The organism is Corynebacterium lujinxingii, from assembly GCF_014490555.1.
Classification (GTDB): Bacteria; Actinomycetota; Actinomycetes; order Mycobacteriales; family Mycobacteriaceae; genus Corynebacterium; species Corynebacterium lujinxingii.
The window spans coordinates 109,166-127,326 of sequence record NZ_CP061032.1; the positions used below are offsets into that span (position 1 = coordinate 109,166).

12 protein-coding genes and 5 tRNA genes are annotated in these 18,161 nt (G+C 63.0%); 13 read left to right on the forward strand and 4 right to left on the reverse strand.

Annotation, left to right across the window (positions count from 1 at the left end):
• Positions 1–77 precede the first annotated feature (77 nt).
• Positions 78–1,289: an aminotransferase class V-fold PLP-dependent enzyme gene (locus IAU68_RS00475; protein WP_171193143.1), complete on the forward strand. Its 1,212-nt coding sequence runs from the start codon at positions 78–80 to the stop codon at positions 1,287–1,289.
• Here the strand turns inward: IAU68_RS00475 and IAU68_RS00480 are convergent.
• On the reverse strand, positions 1,286–2,242 hold the full coding sequence (locus IAU68_RS00480) for an NAD(P)H-quinone oxidoreductase (RefSeq protein WP_171193144.1): 957 nt from the start codon (positions 2,240–2,242) through the stop codon (positions 1,286–1,288). The two genes, IAU68_RS00475 and IAU68_RS00480, sit on opposite strands and share 4 nt — an antisense overlap.
• Before the next feature lie 73 nt (positions 2,243–2,315).
• Here IAU68_RS00480 and IAU68_RS00485 point away from each other — a divergent pair.
• Positions 2,316–2,403, forward strand: a tRNA-Ser gene (locus IAU68_RS00485).
• A 1-nt stretch (position 2,404) separates the two neighbouring features.
• Here the strand turns inward: IAU68_RS00485 and IAU68_RS00490 are convergent.
• Positions 2,405–2,887 (reverse strand): hypothetical protein, encoded by a 483-nt coding sequence (locus IAU68_RS00490; protein ID WP_171193145.1) that lies wholly within the window; start codon positions 2,885–2,887, stop codon positions 2,405–2,407.
• 64 nt (positions 2,888–2,951) lie between these two features.
• Between IAU68_RS00490 and IAU68_RS00495 the strand changes: the two genes are divergently transcribed.
• Both IAU68_RS00495 and IAU68_RS00500 read left to right on the forward strand, forming a co-directional pair.
• A tRNA-Ser gene (locus IAU68_RS00495) sits at positions 2,952–3,042 on the forward strand.
• A gap of 1 nt (position 3,043) precedes the next feature.
• Positions 3,044–3,119, forward strand: a tRNA-Arg gene (locus tag IAU68_RS00500).
• 171 nt (positions 3,120–3,290) lie between these two features.
• Here IAU68_RS00500 and IAU68_RS00505 read toward each other — a convergent pair.
• Complete coding sequence (locus IAU68_RS00505) at positions 3,291–5,630, reverse strand: beta strand repeat-containing protein (protein ID WP_171193146.1); 2,340 nt, start codon at positions 5,628–5,630, stop codon at positions 3,291–3,293.
• A gap of 158 nt (positions 5,631–5,788) precedes the next feature.
• Here IAU68_RS00505 and mgtE point away from each other — a divergent pair, with 158 nt between their 5' ends.
• From mgtE to IAU68_RS00530, 5 genes are all read left to right on the forward strand, one after another.
• Positions 5,789–7,141, forward strand: coding sequence for a magnesium transporter (gene mgtE / locus IAU68_RS00510; protein WP_171193330.1), 1,353 nt, complete (start codon positions 5,789–5,791; stop codon positions 7,139–7,141).
• Between the two features lie 74 nt (positions 7,142–7,215).
• Positions 7,216–7,291 (forward strand) — tRNA-Arg (locus tag IAU68_RS00515).
• A 108-nt stretch (positions 7,292–7,399) separates the two neighbouring features.
• Complete coding sequence (locus IAU68_RS00520; RefSeq protein WP_187767828.1) at positions 7,400–9,691, forward strand: MSCRAMM family protein; 2,292 nt, start codon at positions 7,400–7,402, stop codon at positions 9,689–9,691.
• On the forward strand, positions 9,666–13,499 hold the full coding sequence (locus IAU68_RS00525; protein ID WP_187767829.1) for an SdrD B-like domain-containing protein: 3,834 nt from the start codon (positions 9,666–9,668) through the stop codon (positions 13,497–13,499). Before IAU68_RS00520 ends, IAU68_RS00525 begins: the two co-directional genes overlap by 26 nt.
• A gap of 171 nt (positions 13,500–13,670) precedes the next feature.
• Positions 13,671–15,485 carry a hypothetical protein gene (locus IAU68_RS00530; protein ID WP_171193147.1) on the forward strand — a complete coding sequence of 605 codons (1,815 nt, stop codon included), beginning with the start codon at positions 13,671–13,673 and terminating at the stop codon, positions 15,483–15,485.
• 205 nt (positions 15,486–15,690) lie between these two features.
• On the opposite strand, the gene IAU68_RS00535 is transcribed toward IAU68_RS00530, so the two are convergent.
• Positions 15,691–16,695 carry a prephenate dehydrogenase gene (locus IAU68_RS00535; RefSeq protein ID WP_171193148.1) on the reverse strand — a complete coding sequence of 335 codons (1,005 nt, stop codon included), beginning with the start codon at positions 16,693–16,695 and terminating at the stop codon, positions 15,691–15,693.
• A 50-nt stretch (positions 16,696–16,745) separates the two neighbouring features.
• Between IAU68_RS00535 and IAU68_RS00540 the strand changes: the two genes are divergently transcribed.
• From IAU68_RS00540 to IAU68_RS00555, 4 genes are all read left to right on the forward strand, one after another.
• Positions 16,746–17,228, forward strand: a complete 483-nt coding sequence (locus IAU68_RS00540) for a tRNA adenosine deaminase-associated protein (protein ID WP_171193149.1) — start codon at positions 16,746–16,748, stop codon at positions 17,226–17,228.
• Positions 17,203–17,691 (forward strand): nucleoside deaminase, encoded by a 489-nt coding sequence (locus tag IAU68_RS00545; RefSeq protein WP_231699045.1) that lies wholly within the window; start codon positions 17,203–17,205, stop codon positions 17,689–17,691. Before IAU68_RS00540 ends, IAU68_RS00545 begins: the two co-directional genes overlap by 26 nt.
• A 77-nt stretch (positions 17,692–17,768) precedes the next feature.
• The gene (locus IAU68_RS00550; protein WP_171193150.1) at positions 17,769–17,984 is read left to right on the forward strand and encodes a CsbD family protein; all 216 of its coding nucleotides are present in this window, start codon (positions 17,769–17,771) and stop codon (positions 17,982–17,984) included.
• 38 nt (positions 17,985–18,022) lie between these two features.
• Positions 18,023–18,110 (forward strand) — tRNA-Ser (locus tag IAU68_RS00555).
• Positions 18,111–18,161 lie beyond the last annotated feature (51 nt).

Below are 18,161 nucleotides of genomic sequence, written 5' to 3' on the forward strand. Positions count from 1 at the left end.
CCCCCGAGCTGGTGGTGTGCGCCGTGTCGGACGCGCGTGCATAATTAGGGGCGTTCTTGCGTGAAGGGAGGTCGGCCGTGGCGTTCGACGTTTGGGGGGTCCGTGGACTCTACACGTCGCTGGGTGGCGGCTGGACTTATCTGAACGCGCACGACCACCCGCAGGTGCCGGAGAAGGTGGCGGCGGCGGTGTCGCGCAGTTTCCGCAACGCCGCGACGGTGCCGCCGCCGGAGCCGGTGCTGGGGTCGCATTCGCGTGCGGATGTGGGCACACCGGAGGGTGCCGAGTACCCGAAGGCCGCGCGTGCGGCGGTCGCGGATTTGGCGGGGGTGACCCCGGAGCAGGTCGTGCTCGGCCCCAGCGTGCCGGCGCTGTACTCCGCGCTGCTGATCGCGATGCGTCCGCTGCTGCGCCACAATTCGACGATGGTGCTCAACCCGGTGGATCGGCCGGATCTGACGCGCCGGCTGCAGCGTTCCGGGGTGGAGGCGAAGTGGGCGCAGGCCGACCTGGCCACGGGGGATTTGCCGGCGTGGCAGTACCGCGATATCGCGGACGGCTCCACGCGTTTGGTGTCGGTGCCGGCCGCACATCCGGAGTTGGGCAACGTCGTGGGTGTTGCCGACATCGTCGAGGCGGTACGCGAGAAGTCCAGGGCTTGGGTGCTTGTCGACGCCACTGCGTACGCCCCATACCGCCCCCTGGATTTGGAGGCGTGGGGTGCGGATATCGCCGCAGTGGACATCGCCCAGTTGGGCGGGCCCGAGGTGGCGGCGCTGATCTTCCGCGACGAGGCCATGTTCAAGCGGCTCGACATGGAAGCGTTAGACCTGCAGGTCTCCCCAGGGCTGGCGGGTGCTGTGCCGGCTGCGGTAGAGCATTACGCGTCGCTTGTGAAGGGGGCGACGGGGCGGTCGTCGAGACGCAACCGCTTGAAGCACTCGATGGGCGAGACCACCGCGTATTTGAATGGGCTGCGCGATGACCTGCACACGTTTTTGGGCACGCTGCCTGCGGTGCACATCGTCGGCGTGACCGGCGAGGCCGCCGAGGACGCGCGTGTGGAACGCATCCCACGCCTGGCGTTCGGGGTGAACGGCGTGCCGTCGGAGACCGTGCTGCAGCGGCTGTTGGCCAACGGCATCGTGGCAACGAAAACACACGAGTGCTCGCTTCTCGACGACATGGGCGTCGCCGAAATGGGCGGCGCCGTCACCATCGCGATGTCGCCGTTTAACACCCAAAACGACATCGAGCAGCTGGTGCGCACGGTGGCGTCGCTGGCCTAGACGGTGAGGACGATCTTCCCGGTGTTGTCGCCGGAGTCGAGGTGGTCGTGGGCCTTGGCGGCGTCGGCAAGCGGGAACATCGACGTGACGTTCGGTTTGATCTGGCCTGATTCGATGAGCGGCCAGACGTGCTTCACCGTGGATTCCACAATGTCCGCCTTCATCGGACGCGGCCGGGCGCGCAGGGTGGTGGCGTGCACGGACAGGCGCCGCGGCATCATCCGCCCCAGCGACAGCGTGCCCTTCGGCCCGCCCTGCACCGCGATGACCACTAGACGCCCGTCGGTGTTCAGTGCTTTGATGTTCTGCTCCAGGTAGGGCCCGCCGACGACGTCGAGGATGATGTCCGCCCAGCTTTTAAGCTCCTCGGCGAAGTCCTGCTCCTTGTAGTTGATCAGGACGTCCGCGCCGAGTTCCTTGCAGTAGTCCAGTTTTTCCTGGCTGCTGGCAGTGACGGCGACGGTGCATCCGAGCGCCTTGCACAGTTGGATGGCAAACGAGCCGATACCGCCCGCGCCGCCGTGGATGAGCACGTTGTCGCCCTCCTGGATGCCTGCGACCATGCCCAGGTTGGACCACACCGTGCACGCGGCCTCGACCACGCCGGCGGTCTCCACCAAGGTCAGGCCCTTGGGGACCGGCGTGAGTTGTCCCTCCGGCACCGCGACGTACTCCGCGTATCCGCCGCCGGCGAGCAGGCAGCCGACCTCCTCGCCCTTTTTGCGGCCCGTGGTGCCGGGGTCTGCGATGACGCCGGCGCACTCCAAGCCGATGATCTCGGACTCGCCCTTCGGTGGCGGGTAGTTGCCCTCCGCCTGCACAAGGTCGGCCCGGTTCACGCCGGCGGCGGTGACCTTCACGAGCACCTCGCCGTCTTGCAGTTGCGGCGTCTCCACCTCGGTCAGCGCGAGCGATCGCGGGTTGTCCTGGTCCGTCAGTGTGATGGCTTTCATGCGACCAGGCTACCGAGATTGGGCAGAGTGGGCCGTGTTGTAAAGTATGTGCGTCGCAATTGCTTAGCGACGAGGAGACGTGGCAGAGCGGCCGAATGCACCGGTCTTGAAAACCGGCGAGGTTTATCCCTCCAGGGGTTCAAATCCCCTCGTCTCCGCCAATTACGCCTCGTCGGGGAACAGTTCCGGCATGGTGTGGAACTGGCGCTCGCCGTCGACACCGCGGAAGACCTCGATGGCGCGCTTCGTGTCCGGGCGGTTCTGGCCGGCGACGACCTGGACCTGCTCGATGGGGAACTCGCCGCGCAGCTGAACGACCGCGGCGCCGTCGTTGCGGTAGGCGAAGTTGGAGCCGAGGAGGGAGGGGATGTCGTCGATACGCTCGGTGGACTGCTCGAGGTTGTCGAAGCGCCAGGTGCCCGGCAGGTCGCCAAGCGCCACGCCCAGGAGGACGATGCCCTCGGAGGTCTCGCGGAGCGCGGACGTTTTCGGGGTGAGGTAGAAGGGGACCGATTCGCTCTCGCCGACGAGCGGGGCAACGCTCAGCGTGTCTAGGGAGGCGGGGAACCAGACGAGGTAGTCGGAGGCGTTGTCGGAGTTGTCGCGGGCCGCGAGGCCGGAAGTGAGCCAAGTGTGGATTTTCATAGCGCCGAGTATACGGCGAATATTTGGCCGACCGCGCAGTTCCGGGTAATGTGAATCCAGCGCTGGAGATGTGCCAGAGTGGCCGAATGGGGCTCCCTGCTAAGGAGTTGCCCCCTTTGCGGGGGCCGCAGGTTCAAATCCTGTCATCTCCGCCACGCGCCCGTAGCTCAACGGATAGAGCATCTGACTACGGATCAGAAGGTTGGGGGTTCGAATCCCTCCGGGCGCACCAATAAAACCCCTGCTGAGACGGGAGTTTTGGCGTTGAGGTGAAAAAGTTCCCAGGCCGGGAACTTTCTTTGTTTTTCTCGGTCGTTGCGGGACATTTCCGCAGGTCGGATCAAAAAAGCCCCAAAATAGTTCCCCGGCCGCGATCTGGCGGTGGAACTTTGGGGCTAGCGGATTACGCGGTCGGCGTATCGACGACCGGAGCCGGCCTTGTGGTCACACTCTTGTTGCTAGAGCCGTTGATGTTGACATCAACGCCGCGAACCTGCGGGATGCAAGTGCGCACCGCTGCGGTGAGCAGAAGTGCAGCGACCACGCCGACAACACCGCCGCCGACAGCGGTGACCTGGGCGGTGTCGAAGCCGGTGTTGCGCACGGCGTTGTCAAATGCGCGGGATGCCTGACGGGAGAGATCATCCAGGCCCGGGACCTTCACCTGCTGCGCCAGGGCGAGCGGTACCAGGGCGATCAGCGGCAGGCCGAGACCAACCAGCGGGGCGATGCAGCGCGGGTCGGAGGAGCCGCCGGCGGTGTTGACGTTGGCGTTCACCAGTGCCGACTCGTCCTTCTGGCCCTTCTTCGAGGAACCGACCAGGCCGCCGTTGGCGTTGCCGGTGACCTGCACCTCGTTGTTAGACGCATTGCCGGTGACTACGACAGACGGGTTCGCGTTGCCGGTCACGACGGCCGAGTTGTTGGAGCCGATATCGCTCGGGTTGGCGTTGTTGGTGATTACGGCCGAGTTGTTGGAGCCGATGTCGCTCGGGTTCGCGTTGCCGGTCACGACTGCCGAGTTGTTGGAGCCGATGTCGCTCGGGTTCGCGTTGCCGGTCACGACTGCCGAGTTGTTGGACGCGTTGTCACGGAAGTCGACGGTCGGGTTCGCGTTGTTGGTGATCACGGCCGAGTTGTTGGAACCGATGTCGCTCGGGTTCGCGTTGTTGGTGATGACGGCCGAGTTGTTGGAACCGATGTCGCTCGGGTTCGCGTTGTTGGTGATGACGGCCGAGTTGTTGGAGCCGATGTCGCTCGGGTTCGCGTTGCCGGTCACGACTGCCGAGTTGTTGGACGCGTTGTCGCGGATGTCGACGGTCGGGTTCGCGTTGTTGGTCACCACAACGGAGTTGTTGGAGCCGATGTCGCTCGGGTTCGCGTTGTTGGTGATGACGGCGTTGGCGTTGTCGGTGATGACAACGGACGGGTTCGCGTTGCCGGTCACGACCGCCGAGTTGTTCGAGCCGTTGTCGTTGAAGTTGTCGCTCGGGTTGGCGTTGTCGGTGATGACGACGTTGTTGTCCGAGCCGTTGTTCGAGCCGTTGTCGCGGATGTCCACGGTTGGGTTCGCGTTGTCGGTGATGACAACAGACGGGTTGGCGTTGTTGGTGACCACGGCCGAGTTATTCGAGCCGTTGTCGCGGATGTCGACGGTCGGGTTTGCGTTGTTGGTCACCACGACGGAGTTGTTGGAACCGATGTCGCTCGGGTTCGCGTTGTCAGTGACAACCACGGAGTTGTTGGAACCGTTGTTGTTGGCGTTGTCGGTGATCACGACTGCGCTCGGCTGGACTTCGACCTTGACGATGCCCTCGAGGAAGCCGCCGCGCGAGCCACCACCGGTGCCGCCGGTGTTGGAGTCCGAACCGCTGCCGCTGCCGTCGCCACCTCCGATGAGGCCGCCGATAAGGCCGCTCAGGCCACCGCCGCCGCCCAGGCCGCCGATGAGGTTGCCTACGAGGTCGCCTGCGCCAGCGGTGCCGGTTGCGCCACCAATGACGTTGCCCACGATGGTGCCCACAGTGCCGGCGATGTCCTCGCCGGTGGTCTGCGGGTTCAGGGCGCGGATGCGCAGGGTGCGGTCGGCGGTGGAGGTGCCGTCGGTAAACGTCACCGGGATGTCCACGTCGTCGCCGGAGGTGAAGGTGCCCGGCGCCTTGACCACGATCTTGCCGTTCTGGGCCTCGACGTCCCAGCCGACCACGCCGATGGACTGGAAGCCGACTTGCTTGTCCACGGTGACGCCTTCCGGCACGTCCCAGGCGTCGACGACCACGGAGCGGCCGCCTTCGAAGTCGAGGGTTTCGCGGGTCTCAACCGGCGGGATTTCGTAGGTCACCGGCGGTTGTTCGTCGACAATGTTGAGGCGCAGTGTGGTGCGGTACTCCTCGCCCTCGGCCGGGGTCACCTTCACCGGGATGTCCACGTTGCCGGAGCGGAACGCTGCGGTGGAGGACGGGCGGATCACGGTAAGCACGCCGTTGTCGGTGCTGAAGTTCCAGTTGAAGATGGTGTTGGCGGTCGGAGCGATGCTGTCGCCCGGCTCGAGAGTGAGGCCTTCGACCTGTGCTTCCTGGGAGTCCCAGATATTGGTTGTGTCGTAGCGAGTCTCGAACGCGGACGCGTCGACGGCAGCTGCGACTGGGGTGATCTGGGCCGGGGTAACGAACGGCGCGACCAGCGCCAGGGAGAGTGCGCCCGCCGCAATGGTGACGCGTCGGGAACGGACGGTTTTAGCCATGAAGACTCCTCGGTGTGGGGCGCGAACGCCAGGAAGTTGCCAGGTTTTCGCGAGCTTAATCGCAAATACCAGCAAATCTTGACACATTTCATTCAGATCGGCTGTGCGTCCGCGCGGACGGGTGTAGGCGGGGTGGGTACGCTCGCGGTGTGAACACGATGAACGCGGAGATGATCGCGGACCTGGAAAAGAAGCTGCGGCGCCGCAGGTTGGGCTCAAGGGACCTGGACGCGATCCAGCACGGCCTGTCGGAGATGCCGCTCGATGACGTCATTGACCTCGTCGAACGCCAACCCGCGAAGCGTGGCGCGGTGCTGGTGCGGCTCCTTCCGCACGGCAGGGCCGCTGTGCTTTTCGACGCCCTCGATCCCGCTCACCAGGCCGAGATCGTCGAAGCGCTCGGGGCTGATGAGGTCGCAGGGCTTTTCGACGCCCTCGGCACCGAAGACCGCGTCATGCTCCTGGACTACATGCCGCCGGAGATCGCCGAGCGCTTCCTCAACGACTTGGACGAAGAGGAGCGCGCGGATACGAACCTCATCCTCGGCTACGAGAAGGGCTCCGTCGGCCGTGTCATGTCGCCGAATGTTGAGGTGGTGGGGGTTGATGAGACGGTGCGTGGGGTCGTCGACAAGCTACGCGCCAACGTTGATGACCTGGAGACGATTTACACCGTGCCGGTTGTCGACGACCAGCGCCTTCTCGCGGGTGTGCTGAGCCTGCGCGATCTGTTCAAAGCGCGTGCCGACGAGCGCGCCAGCGACGTCATGCGCGACACGCCGTTTGTGCGTGACGACGACAACGCCGAGGACGCTGCCCGCCGCCTGCTGTCATCAGGGCTATTGGCGTTTCCGGTGGTGAACGACGAGCGCAACCTGGTCGGCATTTTCACCTACGACGAGGCCCAGGACATCGTCGAGCACGCCGACAGCGAGGACTCCGCGCGCCAGGGTGGTGCCGAGTCGCTGAAGCAGCCGTACCTGTCCACGCCTGTGCTCAATCTGGTGCGCTCGCGCATCGTGTGGCTGCTCGTGCTGGCGGTCTCCGCGATCCTGACTGTGCAGGTGCTGGGTATTTTCGAGGACACGCTCGCCGAGGTCACCGTACTGTCGCTGTTTATCCCGCTGCTCACCGGCACCGGCGGCAACACCGGCAACCAGGCGGCGACGACGGTGACGCGTGCGCTTGCGCTTCACGACGTCACCAAAGGCGACATTCTGAAAGTCATGTGGCGCGAATTCCGCGTCGGCGCGACCCTCGGCGCGGTGCTGGGCGTGCTCGGTCTGGGCATCGCGTGGGCCGTTTTCGGGCAAGATATCGGGATTGTGATCGGTTCCACACTCTTCTGCGTGTGTGCGATGTCTGCGACTGTGGGCGGCATGATGCCGATCGTCGCAAAGACTGTCGGCGCGGACCCGGCGGTGTTTTCCAACCCGTTCATCTCTACCTTCTGCGACGCGACCGGATTGGTGATTTACTTCGCGATTGCTAAGACCGTTCTTGGCCTCTAAAACCGTTGCTGAACTGACGTTTTGGCGGTGAGTTCACCTGGGTGTAATGTTCTTCTTCGTTGTCGAGAGACACTGCGCCCGTAGCTCAACGGATAGAGCATCTGACTACGGATCAGAAGGTTGGGGGTTCGAATCCCTCCGGGCGCACCAATCATTTCACGCCCCAAGCATTCCGCTTGGGGCGTTTTGTTTGTGCGTCGCTTGCTGAGAGCTACTTTCGAAGAACTTTAGAATCCGTTTAATCCTGAAAAAGCGCTGATGAAACGTGTATTTGGCGTGGAAGCGTGCTTGAAAACGCCTGTCCAAATTGGTAATTTGTTCAACAGTCTCGTGCCTGAAGTTCGTGTTCTATGTACTTCTTGCTCGAATTTCTCCCATATTGAACAAACAACCATTGGAGCAATTTTGAAGAACGCTTCTAACCCGTTCGAGTTCAACTCGAATGCCGCCCAGGGCCCTTCGAACCCTGAGCGCTATAACGCATCCTCCTCCGCGGACCGTTCAGCCCGCCGCGGCTTCTCCGGCAAGCGCACCGCAGTGGCGGGCATGACCGCTGTGTCGCTGGCGCTTTCCGGCTTGACCGTGCCGAGTGTTGTTGGTGGGGGTGGTTCCGGGTTTGCTGAGGCCCAAACGGCTAATGCTGCCAACGAAATGCCAGTAACAGCTTCTGTAAATTACGACAAGGGTGACGCTTTTTACTCCGTATTCTCAGACCTTCGGGAAGTGCCAGGTAAAATCGACACCTTCCATGTGAGGTTGAAACCTCTGGAGTACAAAAACCGGAAGTTCACCGTAACCGAGTCATTCCCTGTTGAGGCCGTTTATCGCTACGGGTTTACGGACCAGAACGGCAAAGCGGATACATACGAACAATCCATTTCCGGAATCGGTGTGCCTGATGCCGACGGTCGCGGCTTCGTTTTTACGCTGGATGAGCCAATTAAAGACATGAAGGCCCATGGCTCGGTGCGGTTTGCTGCGGATCCAAACCGGATTTCTGCGGTGGAGCTCAATGCAGACGGAACCGTCAAAGTCAATGGTAAAGGAAACCCTCGCTCGGCTGATCTTCCGAATGCGGCTGGTCAGGCGGGAGTTATCTCCTACTCCAAGGGCTCGGTGTCTGGCACGGTTGATCCGAAGGGCGTTGACAAGGTTGAGCTGGTTGATGCGCAGGGTAAGCGCTACACAGCGTCGATCGATGCCACCACGGGTGAGGTGACGTTGGGTGAGTTGCCGGAGGGGAATTACACCTTGGTGATTGATCCGGCTGATGGTTATGTGAAGCCTGCGGATCGTACGGTGCCGGTGAAGGCTGGTGAGGACACCCGGCTCGGTGATCTAACGCCGCAGCGCGAGACCGGCTCTATTGGTGGTTCTGTGTCGAATGTTCCTAGTGGGGCGAATCTCCAGGTCCGCGTGACCGGCAAAGATGACACGACTCGAGGCGTTTCCGAGGTGGTCGATGTCGTCGATGGTTCTTACTCGATTTCGGACTTGCCGACCGGCGACTACCTCGTGGAAGTAGTTGCCGAGACTGTGCCTGATGGGTACTCGGTCAGCGGTGGCCAGTCGGCAACCGTCACGCATAACGGCACCGACACGAAGAACTTCGAGATTTCTTCTGGACGCGGCAAATTAACGGTCAACCTAACCACGAATACCCCGGTTGAGATTAATGCGGTTCACGACGGGGTGACATACGCATTCGGCCCGCGGGAAAATTCGTTTACGTGGAATGCTGCCCCGATCGGCGACTACACGGTGGGAGTCGATGCCCCGGAGGGCTACACGGTTGAGGGCGACACCTCGGTTAACGTGCCTGAAGATGGCGAAGCTATTGCCAACGTGAAGGTCACGCGTGATAAGGGTTCGGTGTCTGGTTCGGTTGATCCGGATGTGGTGTCCAAGGTTGAGTTGGTTGACCCGGAGACGCAGGAGCGTCTTGAGGTGCCGATGGATGAATCCGGCAACCTGGATCTGAAGGACATCCCGACGGGTGATTACACCGTTGTGGTCACGCCGAAGGATGGGTACACCGCGCCTGCTGAGCAGACGGTGACGGTGGAGAAAGACCAGAACACCACGCTGGAGAAGTTGGCACCGACGCGTGATAAGGGTTCGGTGTCTGGTTCGGTTGATCCGGATGTGGTGTCCAAGGTTGAGTTGGTTGACCCGGAGACGCAGGAGCGTCTTGAGGTGCCGATGGATGAATCCGGCAACCTGGATCTGAAGGACATCCCGACGGGTGATTACACCGTTGTGGTCACGCCGAAGGATGGGTACACCGCGCCTGCTGAGCAGACGGTGACGGTGGAGAAAGACCAGAACACCACGCTGGAGAAGTTGGCACCGACGCGTGATAAGGGTTCGGTGTCTGGTTCGGTTGATCCGGATGTGGTGTCCAAGGTTGAGTTGGTTGACCCGGAGACGCAGGAGCGTCTTGAGGTGCCGATGGATGAATCCGGCAACCTGGATCTGAAGGACATCCCGACGGGTGATTACACCGTTGTGGTCACGCCGAAGGATGGATGGGTACACCGCGCCTGCTGAGCAGACGGTGACGGTGGAGAAAGACCAGAACACCACGCTGGAGAAGTTGGCACCGACGCGTGATAAGGGTTCGGTGTCTGGTTCGGTTGATCCGGATGTGGTGTCCAAGGTTGAGTTGGTTGACCCGGAGACGCAGGAGCGTCTTGAGGTGCCGATGGATGAATCCGGCAACCTGGATCTGAAGGACATCCCGACGGGTGATTACACCGTTGTGGTCACGCCGAAGGATGGGTACACCGCGCCTGCTGAGCAGACGGTGACGGTGGAGAAAGACCAGAACACCACGCTGGAGAAGTTGGCACCGACGCGTGATAAGGGTTCGGTGTCTGGTTCGGTTGATCCGGATGTGGTGTCCAAGGTTGAGTTGGTTGACCCGGAGACGCAGGAGCGTCTTGAGGTGCCGATGGATGAATCCGGCAACCTGGATCTGAAGGACATCCCGACGGGTGATTACACCGTTGTGGTCACGCCGAAGGATGGGTACACCGCGCCTGCTGAGCAGACGGTGACGGTGGAGAAAGACCAGAACACCGAGCTGGATAACCTCAATCCGACTCCGGTTCCGACGCCGACGCCGACGACCTCGGAACCGACCACGTCAACTCCGGAACCGACCACGTCGACCCCGGAACCGACCACGTCGACCCCGGAACCGACCACGTCGACCCCGGAACCGACCACGTCAACTCCGGAACCGACCACGTCGACCCCGGAACCGACCACGTCGACCCCGGAACCGACCACGTCAACTCCGGAACCGACCACGTCAACTCCGGAACCGACCACGTCAACTCCGGAACCGACCACGTCAACTCCGGAACCGACCACGTCGACCCCGGAACCGACCACGTCGACCCCGGAACCGACCACGTCAACTCCGGAACCGACCACGTCGACCCCGGAACCGACCACGTCAACTCCGGAACCGACCACGTCGACCCCGGAACCGACCACATCGACACCGGTCGAGGATGACAAGCCGACTGGCGCCATCGTCGGCAAGGTCACTGATGATAAGGGCGACCCGCTGCCGAGCACGGATGAGAACGGCAACCGGACTCCGTCGAAGGTGACTGTCACCGACGACAAGGGCAATAAGGTTGGCGAGCCTGTTGAGACCGACGAGAACGGTGAGTTCACGATTCCGGAGCTTCCGGACGGCGAGTACGTCGTTTCCGTGGAGACCCCGGAGGGCCACAACGATCCGAAGCCTCAGGTGGTTGAGGTCAAGGATGGCAAGCCGACGGAGATCCCGCCGTTTGTCTCCACCAACCCGACTCGTGATCTGGAGGATAAGTCGGACCGTATCGTGCCGGGCACGATCGGCGGCTGGTTGCTTGATGACGGCAACAACCCGATCCGCGATTCCGAGATCCGTCTCGTGAAGGAAGGCGTGGTCGACCCGACTACCGGTGAGACCTTCGATTACGAGATCCCGGTCACGGTTGATGAGGACGGTTTCTTCGTCACCCCGGAGATCGACTTCGACTACTTCCCGGACGGTGAAGCCGAGTTCGACCTGGACATCACCCTGCCGGAGGGTTGGCCGGATGTCGATGTCAACGGCGACCCGTTGGACCGTAAGGTCACGGTGAAGGAGGACGAGCCGACGAACCTGGATAAGATTCGCGTGCAGGCGCCTGAGACGCAGTCCATTGAGGGCCGTGTCGACGACGGTAACGGCAAGGCTGTGCCGGGCACTGTTGTTGTGGTGACCGATCCGCGCGGCAATTCCAAGGTTGTGCCGGTCGAGGATGATGGTTCGTTCAAGATTGACGATGTCATCCCGGGTGTGCACGAGGTTGAGGTGCTCACCCCGGGCAATGATCGTGATGTTGATCCGATCAAGGTCCCGGTCCGTGAGGGCGACAAGGTTGAACTCCCGGAGATTCACCTGACGCCAAACGCGTCCCTTGAGCTGGAAAAGCAGGTCTGGGGCCGCGACGCTGACTTCAACGAGCAGGTCAAGGACGACGACGGCAACCTTGTCGACGACGTCTGGACGATGAAGGCTGGCGAGGATCTTTACTACGAGTTCTTCATCACCAACACTGGCGATACTCCGATCAGCAACATCAAGATTGATGACCCGGAGCTGGAAAAGCGCAACATTGAGCTGACCATGCCGGAGGGCTGGACTGCTGAGTCTGAGCTTGCCCCGGGTGCCACCGAGGTGTTCAAGGCGAAGATGACCGCGCCGGATGCGTTCGACTTCAACAACATCGCCACCGCCAACGGTGTGACGGGCGCGGGCGACAAGGTTGGTTCCGCCCCGGATTCCGCATACACGAAGTTCATGGACGGCTCCGTGGAGAAGAAGGTCAACGCCCGCTTCGCGACGAATCCGGATAAGCCGGCTCGTCTTGGTGTCCAGGATGCGATGGGCTTCACCTACGAGGTGAAGAACACCGGTTCTGCTCCGATGGTGAATGTCACTTTGACTGACGCTGTGTACGAGGGTGAATACGATCCCAACCACCCGAAGTTCGATCCGGAGCAGATGAAGAAGGTCAAGGACCTCGAGATCATCGAGCCGGAGGGCTTTAACGGCACGCTGCTGCCGGGCCAGAAGGTCATCTTCACCGCGGAGATCCCGGAGGGGCTGACCCCGGGTCTGCGTCACCACAATGCCGCAGAGGCACGTGGTGAGTTGCCGAAGCGTCCGGCACGTGGTCGCGGTATCGCTGGTGAACCGGACTACGGCGAGGATCCGTCGTCGGTGCTGATCATCTCCCCGCGTGAGAATCTGAAGGGCAACGCGCACATCATCGTCGATAAGGGCGCTGCTCTTGCGGGCGATCGTCGCGCGGTGCTGTGGATCGACGACAACGGCAACGGCAAGCAGGATCCGGGCGAGGGTGTCAGCGGCCTTGATGTTTCGCTGGTGCCGACCGACGGCTCCCCGGCTGTTGCGGGTGCGACGAACGAGGACGGCAATGTGCTGTTCGAGAGCGTCCCCTACGGCGAGTACACGTTCCAGGTCAAGAACCCGGGCAACCTGCGTCTGGTTGATCCGAAGGATCCGAACAACAACTCGTTTAAGGCCGGCTCTGTTCTTGAGACCAAGCCGTTCACCGTTGACACTGAGGACGAGGTCTTCGAAAACATCCAGCTCGAGAAGGGCAACGGTGTTTCCGGTGGCGGCGGTCTCAATGGTGAGGGCAACGGCGCTGTCGACGGCGAAGTTGACGGCATCATCGAAGAGGATGGCAGCTCCCTGGGCAAGTGCCTCGCGACGGCGTCTTCCGTGTCCAACCCGGTTGCGTGGCTGGTCCCGATCGGCCTGCTGAGTGCCGTCATGGGCGGCATCGGCGTGATGTTCGAAGACGAGCTCAACGCAGCCGCGGCTCAGGCCAACGAGGCCGTGCGTCGTGTGATGCCGAACGTCGACCTGGGCATCGGCTTCGAGCAGCCGCAGTGGATGGCTGAGACCCAGGCAAAGTGGCAGGCACAAATCGACCAGGTGAACCGTCAGCTGGCGCAGATCAACCCAGCTGCACCGGCAGCGGCCGCAGGTGTTGGTGTGCTGGCCATCGCGGGTCTGCTCACCGGCCTGTACTACGCCTCTTGCCAGCTCGGCTGGAACGAGCCGACCGAGGGCGGTAGCTCCTCCGGTTCCTCGAGCAGCACCGAGGGTGAGGACGTTGAGGGCACCGAAGGCGGCAGCTCCTTCGGTTCCTCGAGCCGCGCCGGGGGCGAGAACGTCGAGGGCGAGACCGCAGGTTCCTCCTTCGAGGGCTCGTCCAAGAAGAACGAAGACGAGGCTGACGCTGAGGAGGCCCCGGCCGACGAGGCCGCGGCGAACTAACCCGCCCGCGATCTAGGCGCTGACCCGCCCGCGCGACTGACAGCAAATGTTCAGTCTGCGGGCGGGTTTTGCTTTATCCGTCGGATGTATTGAGATGCACAAGTTTGGCGTATACATTCGTAGGTGGTTTTTGGGGCGCACGCGCGCTTTCTCTATTTTCGAGAGGGAACAATGGCAGCTACTTCTAAGGTCAAACGCGTCGCTGGGCTGTCGCTCGCGGCCGCGGTCGCAGGTTCGATGACGCTGGTCCCGGCGGCCAGTGCGCAGGAGAGCTTTACGGCGCAGGAATCTGCTGTCACTGTGACCGGGAGCGCCACCACGACGGTTACCCCGTCGTCGAGCGAGCCGACCGTGTCCGCAACCCAGTCGGCCACGGCCGAGCAGTCCGCGACTGCCACCACGGACAACGCCGGTGAGGTCGCTGCGGCGCTGCAGGGCCTTGCAGGGCTGGCAAAGGACGAGCAGCCCGTTGAGGACGGCGCCGGCACCTCCGGTGTCGAGCAGACCTCCGGTGGCTGGGATTTCACCGCCCTCGCCCGCAACCCCCAAAACGACCGCCTCTACGCAATCTCGAAAAAGAAGGACACCAAGGGCGCAGGTCGCCTGCTGCGCATCGCCCCGCAAAACGGTGCGGTAAAGGACCTCGGCCCGATCAAGATCAAGGACGCCGACGCCACGACAATCGACACCGCCGCGTTCACCGCTGACGGCACGCTCGTGCTTTTCGACGACACCGTGATCCACACCCTCGACCTCTCCGAGGACAAGCCGCGCTCCGGCACGCCGGATCTCAAGTTCGTGACCAAGGACCTCAAGATCGAGGACACCAAGACGGCCGGCACCCCTGCTGCATGGGCGCCGAACGCCGAGGCTGGCGAAAAGACCCTCGTTGCACTGAGCGTCAACGACAGGGGAGAGCCATTCGTCTGGACCCTCGACGTCGATGCAAAGGATCCCGTCGCAACCCACAAGGCAGCGACCGCTCCGGCCGACGCCGACCTCAAGGACGTTGAGGCCCTCAACTACGCCTACTCCGAGGGTGACGAAGCGACCTTCGCCAACGACGACGTCGCAATCACGCTGCAAGGCGAGAACGTCACCGAAGTCAACACCGACACCACCCCGGAAGCAAACCTCGAGGCCGTCGCCGGCACCGGTAGCAACGAGTCCACAGAGACCCCGGCTTCCGAGGAGAAGCCGAACACGACCACCTCGGAGACCACTGAAGCCACAACGACGACGACCGGCACCACTACGACGACCAACACCCCGGCAAACGCTGAGGCAACCAAGTGGGTCATGGACGTCCTGGTCCGTACGAGCGATGACAAGGCCGTCGAAGGCGCTGAGTTCAAGAGTGAGGACGGCCGCGTCAGCGGTGTGACCGGTGCTGATGGCCGTGCCCAGGTGCGGATCGGCCTGAATGACGACGGCAAGAAGGAAGAGCTAATCCAGCTCACCCTGAAGGAAGCGCCGAAAGGGTACAAGAACGCGGAAGTGCTCGTTGATCGTGGTGCAAAGACCGCCGAGATCGTCCTCCCGCGCGACCCGAACGTCACCACCCTCAACCGCCCGCAGCAGATCCTGAAGGCGATGGATGACCTGAAGCCGATCGCGACCTCCGTGCTCGCACCGGCGGCCGCGATGGCGGGTGCTGCCGGCATGGTTGGCGGCCAGAAGACGACGCGCACGCCGCTGCCGAAGAGCAGCTCCACCACGAGCACGTCGGCGAAGCGCTCGACGGGCCGGACGACCTCGGCACGCAATGCGAGCCGCTACAGCGCAAACCGCAACTCCGGCTCGGGTCGCGTGGCGCCCAACGGTTCTACGTCGACGAAGAAGACGACCACCTCGCGTAGCAACGACGAGCGTGACGGTGATCTCGCGGATACCGGTACTCCGATGCGCGCGATCATCTCGCTGGGCATCCTCGCGATGCTGATTGGCGGTGCCTACCTGGCGCTCGGCCGTCGTCGCGAGAGCTAGAACCTAGGCACAAAACCCGCTGGTCTAAGTACCGGCGGGTTTTCTGCGTCTCAGGATCTGATCTGCTAGTGGCGGGGAGGCCAACTAGCAGATCCGCCGATTACTGACAGACGGTTTCAATACCACCTGGGGAAACGGTGAGGCCAAACTCTGATCTGCTAGTTCGCCCGGGTCAGCATGTCCAACACCCCCGAACCCCAAAAACCTAAAACACCTCCACGCGCCCGCCGAGGGATTCGACCTGCTCCAGCTGATCGACCCACCCGGGCGCACCGGGGTGGACGCGCATGACGGGGCGCGACGAGATCTTCACGGGCGACACCGACTCGCGACGGGCACCCTTGCGGGCAGCCATGCGCAGGTGCGCGCGGTGGCCGGCTTCGGAGAGGTGGGAAAGGGACGCGGGGTCGTCGTCAAGCGAATTGCGCGCGTCCTGCAGCAGGCTGATGAACTCGTCGAGCACCGGCACGAGGGATTCGGCGTTGGTTTCGCACATGTTGCGCACGAGTTCGGGTTCGGTGCTGGCGACCCGGGTCGCACCCCTGAAGGACCCGGCGGACAGGGACTGAGCGAGGGTGCCGCCGCGGTCGCCGACGAGTGACAGCGCCTCCGCGATGACGTGGGGGAGGTGGGAGACGCGGGCGACGGCTTCGTCGTGAAGCGCAACGCGCACTGGCACCGCCTCCGCGCCGACGACGGACGCCAGTTTGCACACGGTGCCGAACAGCGCTGCCCAGTGCTGGTCGGCGAGCCCCTCGCGGGCGTAGTCGTAGGTCACCGCCCACGCGGCGCTGGAGAACAGCCCTTCGTGGGAGGCGTTCCAGCCGGAGAACTCCGTGCCCGCCATCGGGTGGCCGCCGACGTAGCGCGCCTGCATGTCCCGTTCCACGATGAGGTCGTACACCGGGTTTTTCACCGACACGACGTCAGTGATGTCGCACGACGGGGCATATAACGCCACCTGGTCCAGCACCGACGCAACCGCGCCCATGGGCACCGCAACGACGATAAGCGCGCCGTCGGCTTCGGCGCGGCGCAGCACCTCATCCATGGAGTCGGAGACGTCGAAGCCGTCCCTGCGCGCCGCCCGCGCCCCGTGCAGCGTGAAGCCGTAGACACGTTCGCCGCGCGCGTGGAGGTCGCGCATGAGCGATCCGCCGATCAGTCCGAGGCCGAGGATGCAGATTGGGGGCAGTTGGTATGTAGTCACCGGCTAAAGTCTAGTGACACTCCCGACACGGCGGACTACGCTGGCGTGCCATGAGCCAGGACTACACGGACGGGTACGCCGTCACCGTCGCGCAAACGGACGGCCGTTGGCAGGTGCGCGAGTTTGACGACGACTTCACGGATCTTTCCACCTCCGTTTCCGCCGTGCGCAAACTCCGCGCGGAGGGCGCTTCGTTTGCGCTGCTCAACGTGGAAGAGGACTACCTGGTTATCGTGCGCCCCGGCCCGTCGCGGGTGCGTCTGTTGATCTCGGACGCGACGATGGCGGTGGACGACGATTTCGCCGCCGACATCTGCGATGAAGCCGACGTGGAAATCCCGGACATCGACCCTGACGAGTTGGATAACGTCGACGGGTGGGCGGACGGCGACTTCGCCATCCTCGCCGACCTGGGCCTTTCCGAGGAGCGTTTGAGCATTTTGCTTGACGACGACGCCGACCCGGCCGATCTCGCCCAAACCATCGCCGACGAGTTGGGGTTTGGCGATGAGTTGGCGGATGTCGTCGATTAGCGCACCGGCCCGCCGCGCCGAGGAGCGGATGCGGCGCGCGATCGAGGTTGCGCGCACGACCCCGCCGGGCGACGTGCCGGTCGGCGCGGTCGTGTTCAGCCCCGACGGTGAGGTGGTGGGCACCGGCGTGAACCGTCGCGAGGCGGGCAACGACCCGACCGCGCACGCCGAGGTGGAGGCGATCCGGCAGGCGTGCGAGACGTTGGGGAGGTGGCGGCTGGACGGCTGCGAGCTCGTCGTCACGCTAGAGCCCTGCACGATGTGTGCGGGAGCGGTGTTGGGGGCGCGGGTGTCGTCATTGATTTTTGGTGCGTGGGAGCCGAAGACGGGGGCGGTCGGCAGTGTGCTGGACGCGATCCGGGACCCGCGGCACCTGCACACGCCGGAGGTGCGCGGGGGCGTGCTGGAGGCGGAAACTGTCAGGTTGCTGGGGGATTTCTTCGAAGATGTCAGGAGTAATTGAATCGTTACCCAATAGGTGAAGGTTTGGGCCTACACTTAGTGGCCTAACTGACCGCAACGAATCTAAGGAGAATCATCATGGGTCTTGAGGACAAGGCAGATCAGCTCAAGGGCAACGCCAAGGAAGCTCTCGGCGACGTAACCGACAACGAGAAGCTGCAGAACGAGGGCAAGGCCGACCAGCTCATCGGCGGCGCTAAGGAGAAGCTCTCCGACGCTGTCGACGGCATCAAGGACAAGGCCAACGAGGTCGCAGCCAAGGTCGAGGACAAGCGCGACGAAGCTGAGCGCTAATTTGGTTTCTCGGTAGCGCTACCGTTAATCTATTGCGCGGTAGCGTGTCCGAGCGGCCGAAGGTACTCGCCTCGAAAGCGAGTGAGGGTAAAACCTCCGCGGGTTCAAATCCCGCCGCTACCGCCAAGAGTTAAAGCCCCCGGCAACGGGGGCTTTTTCCATACACAGAAGGAACCG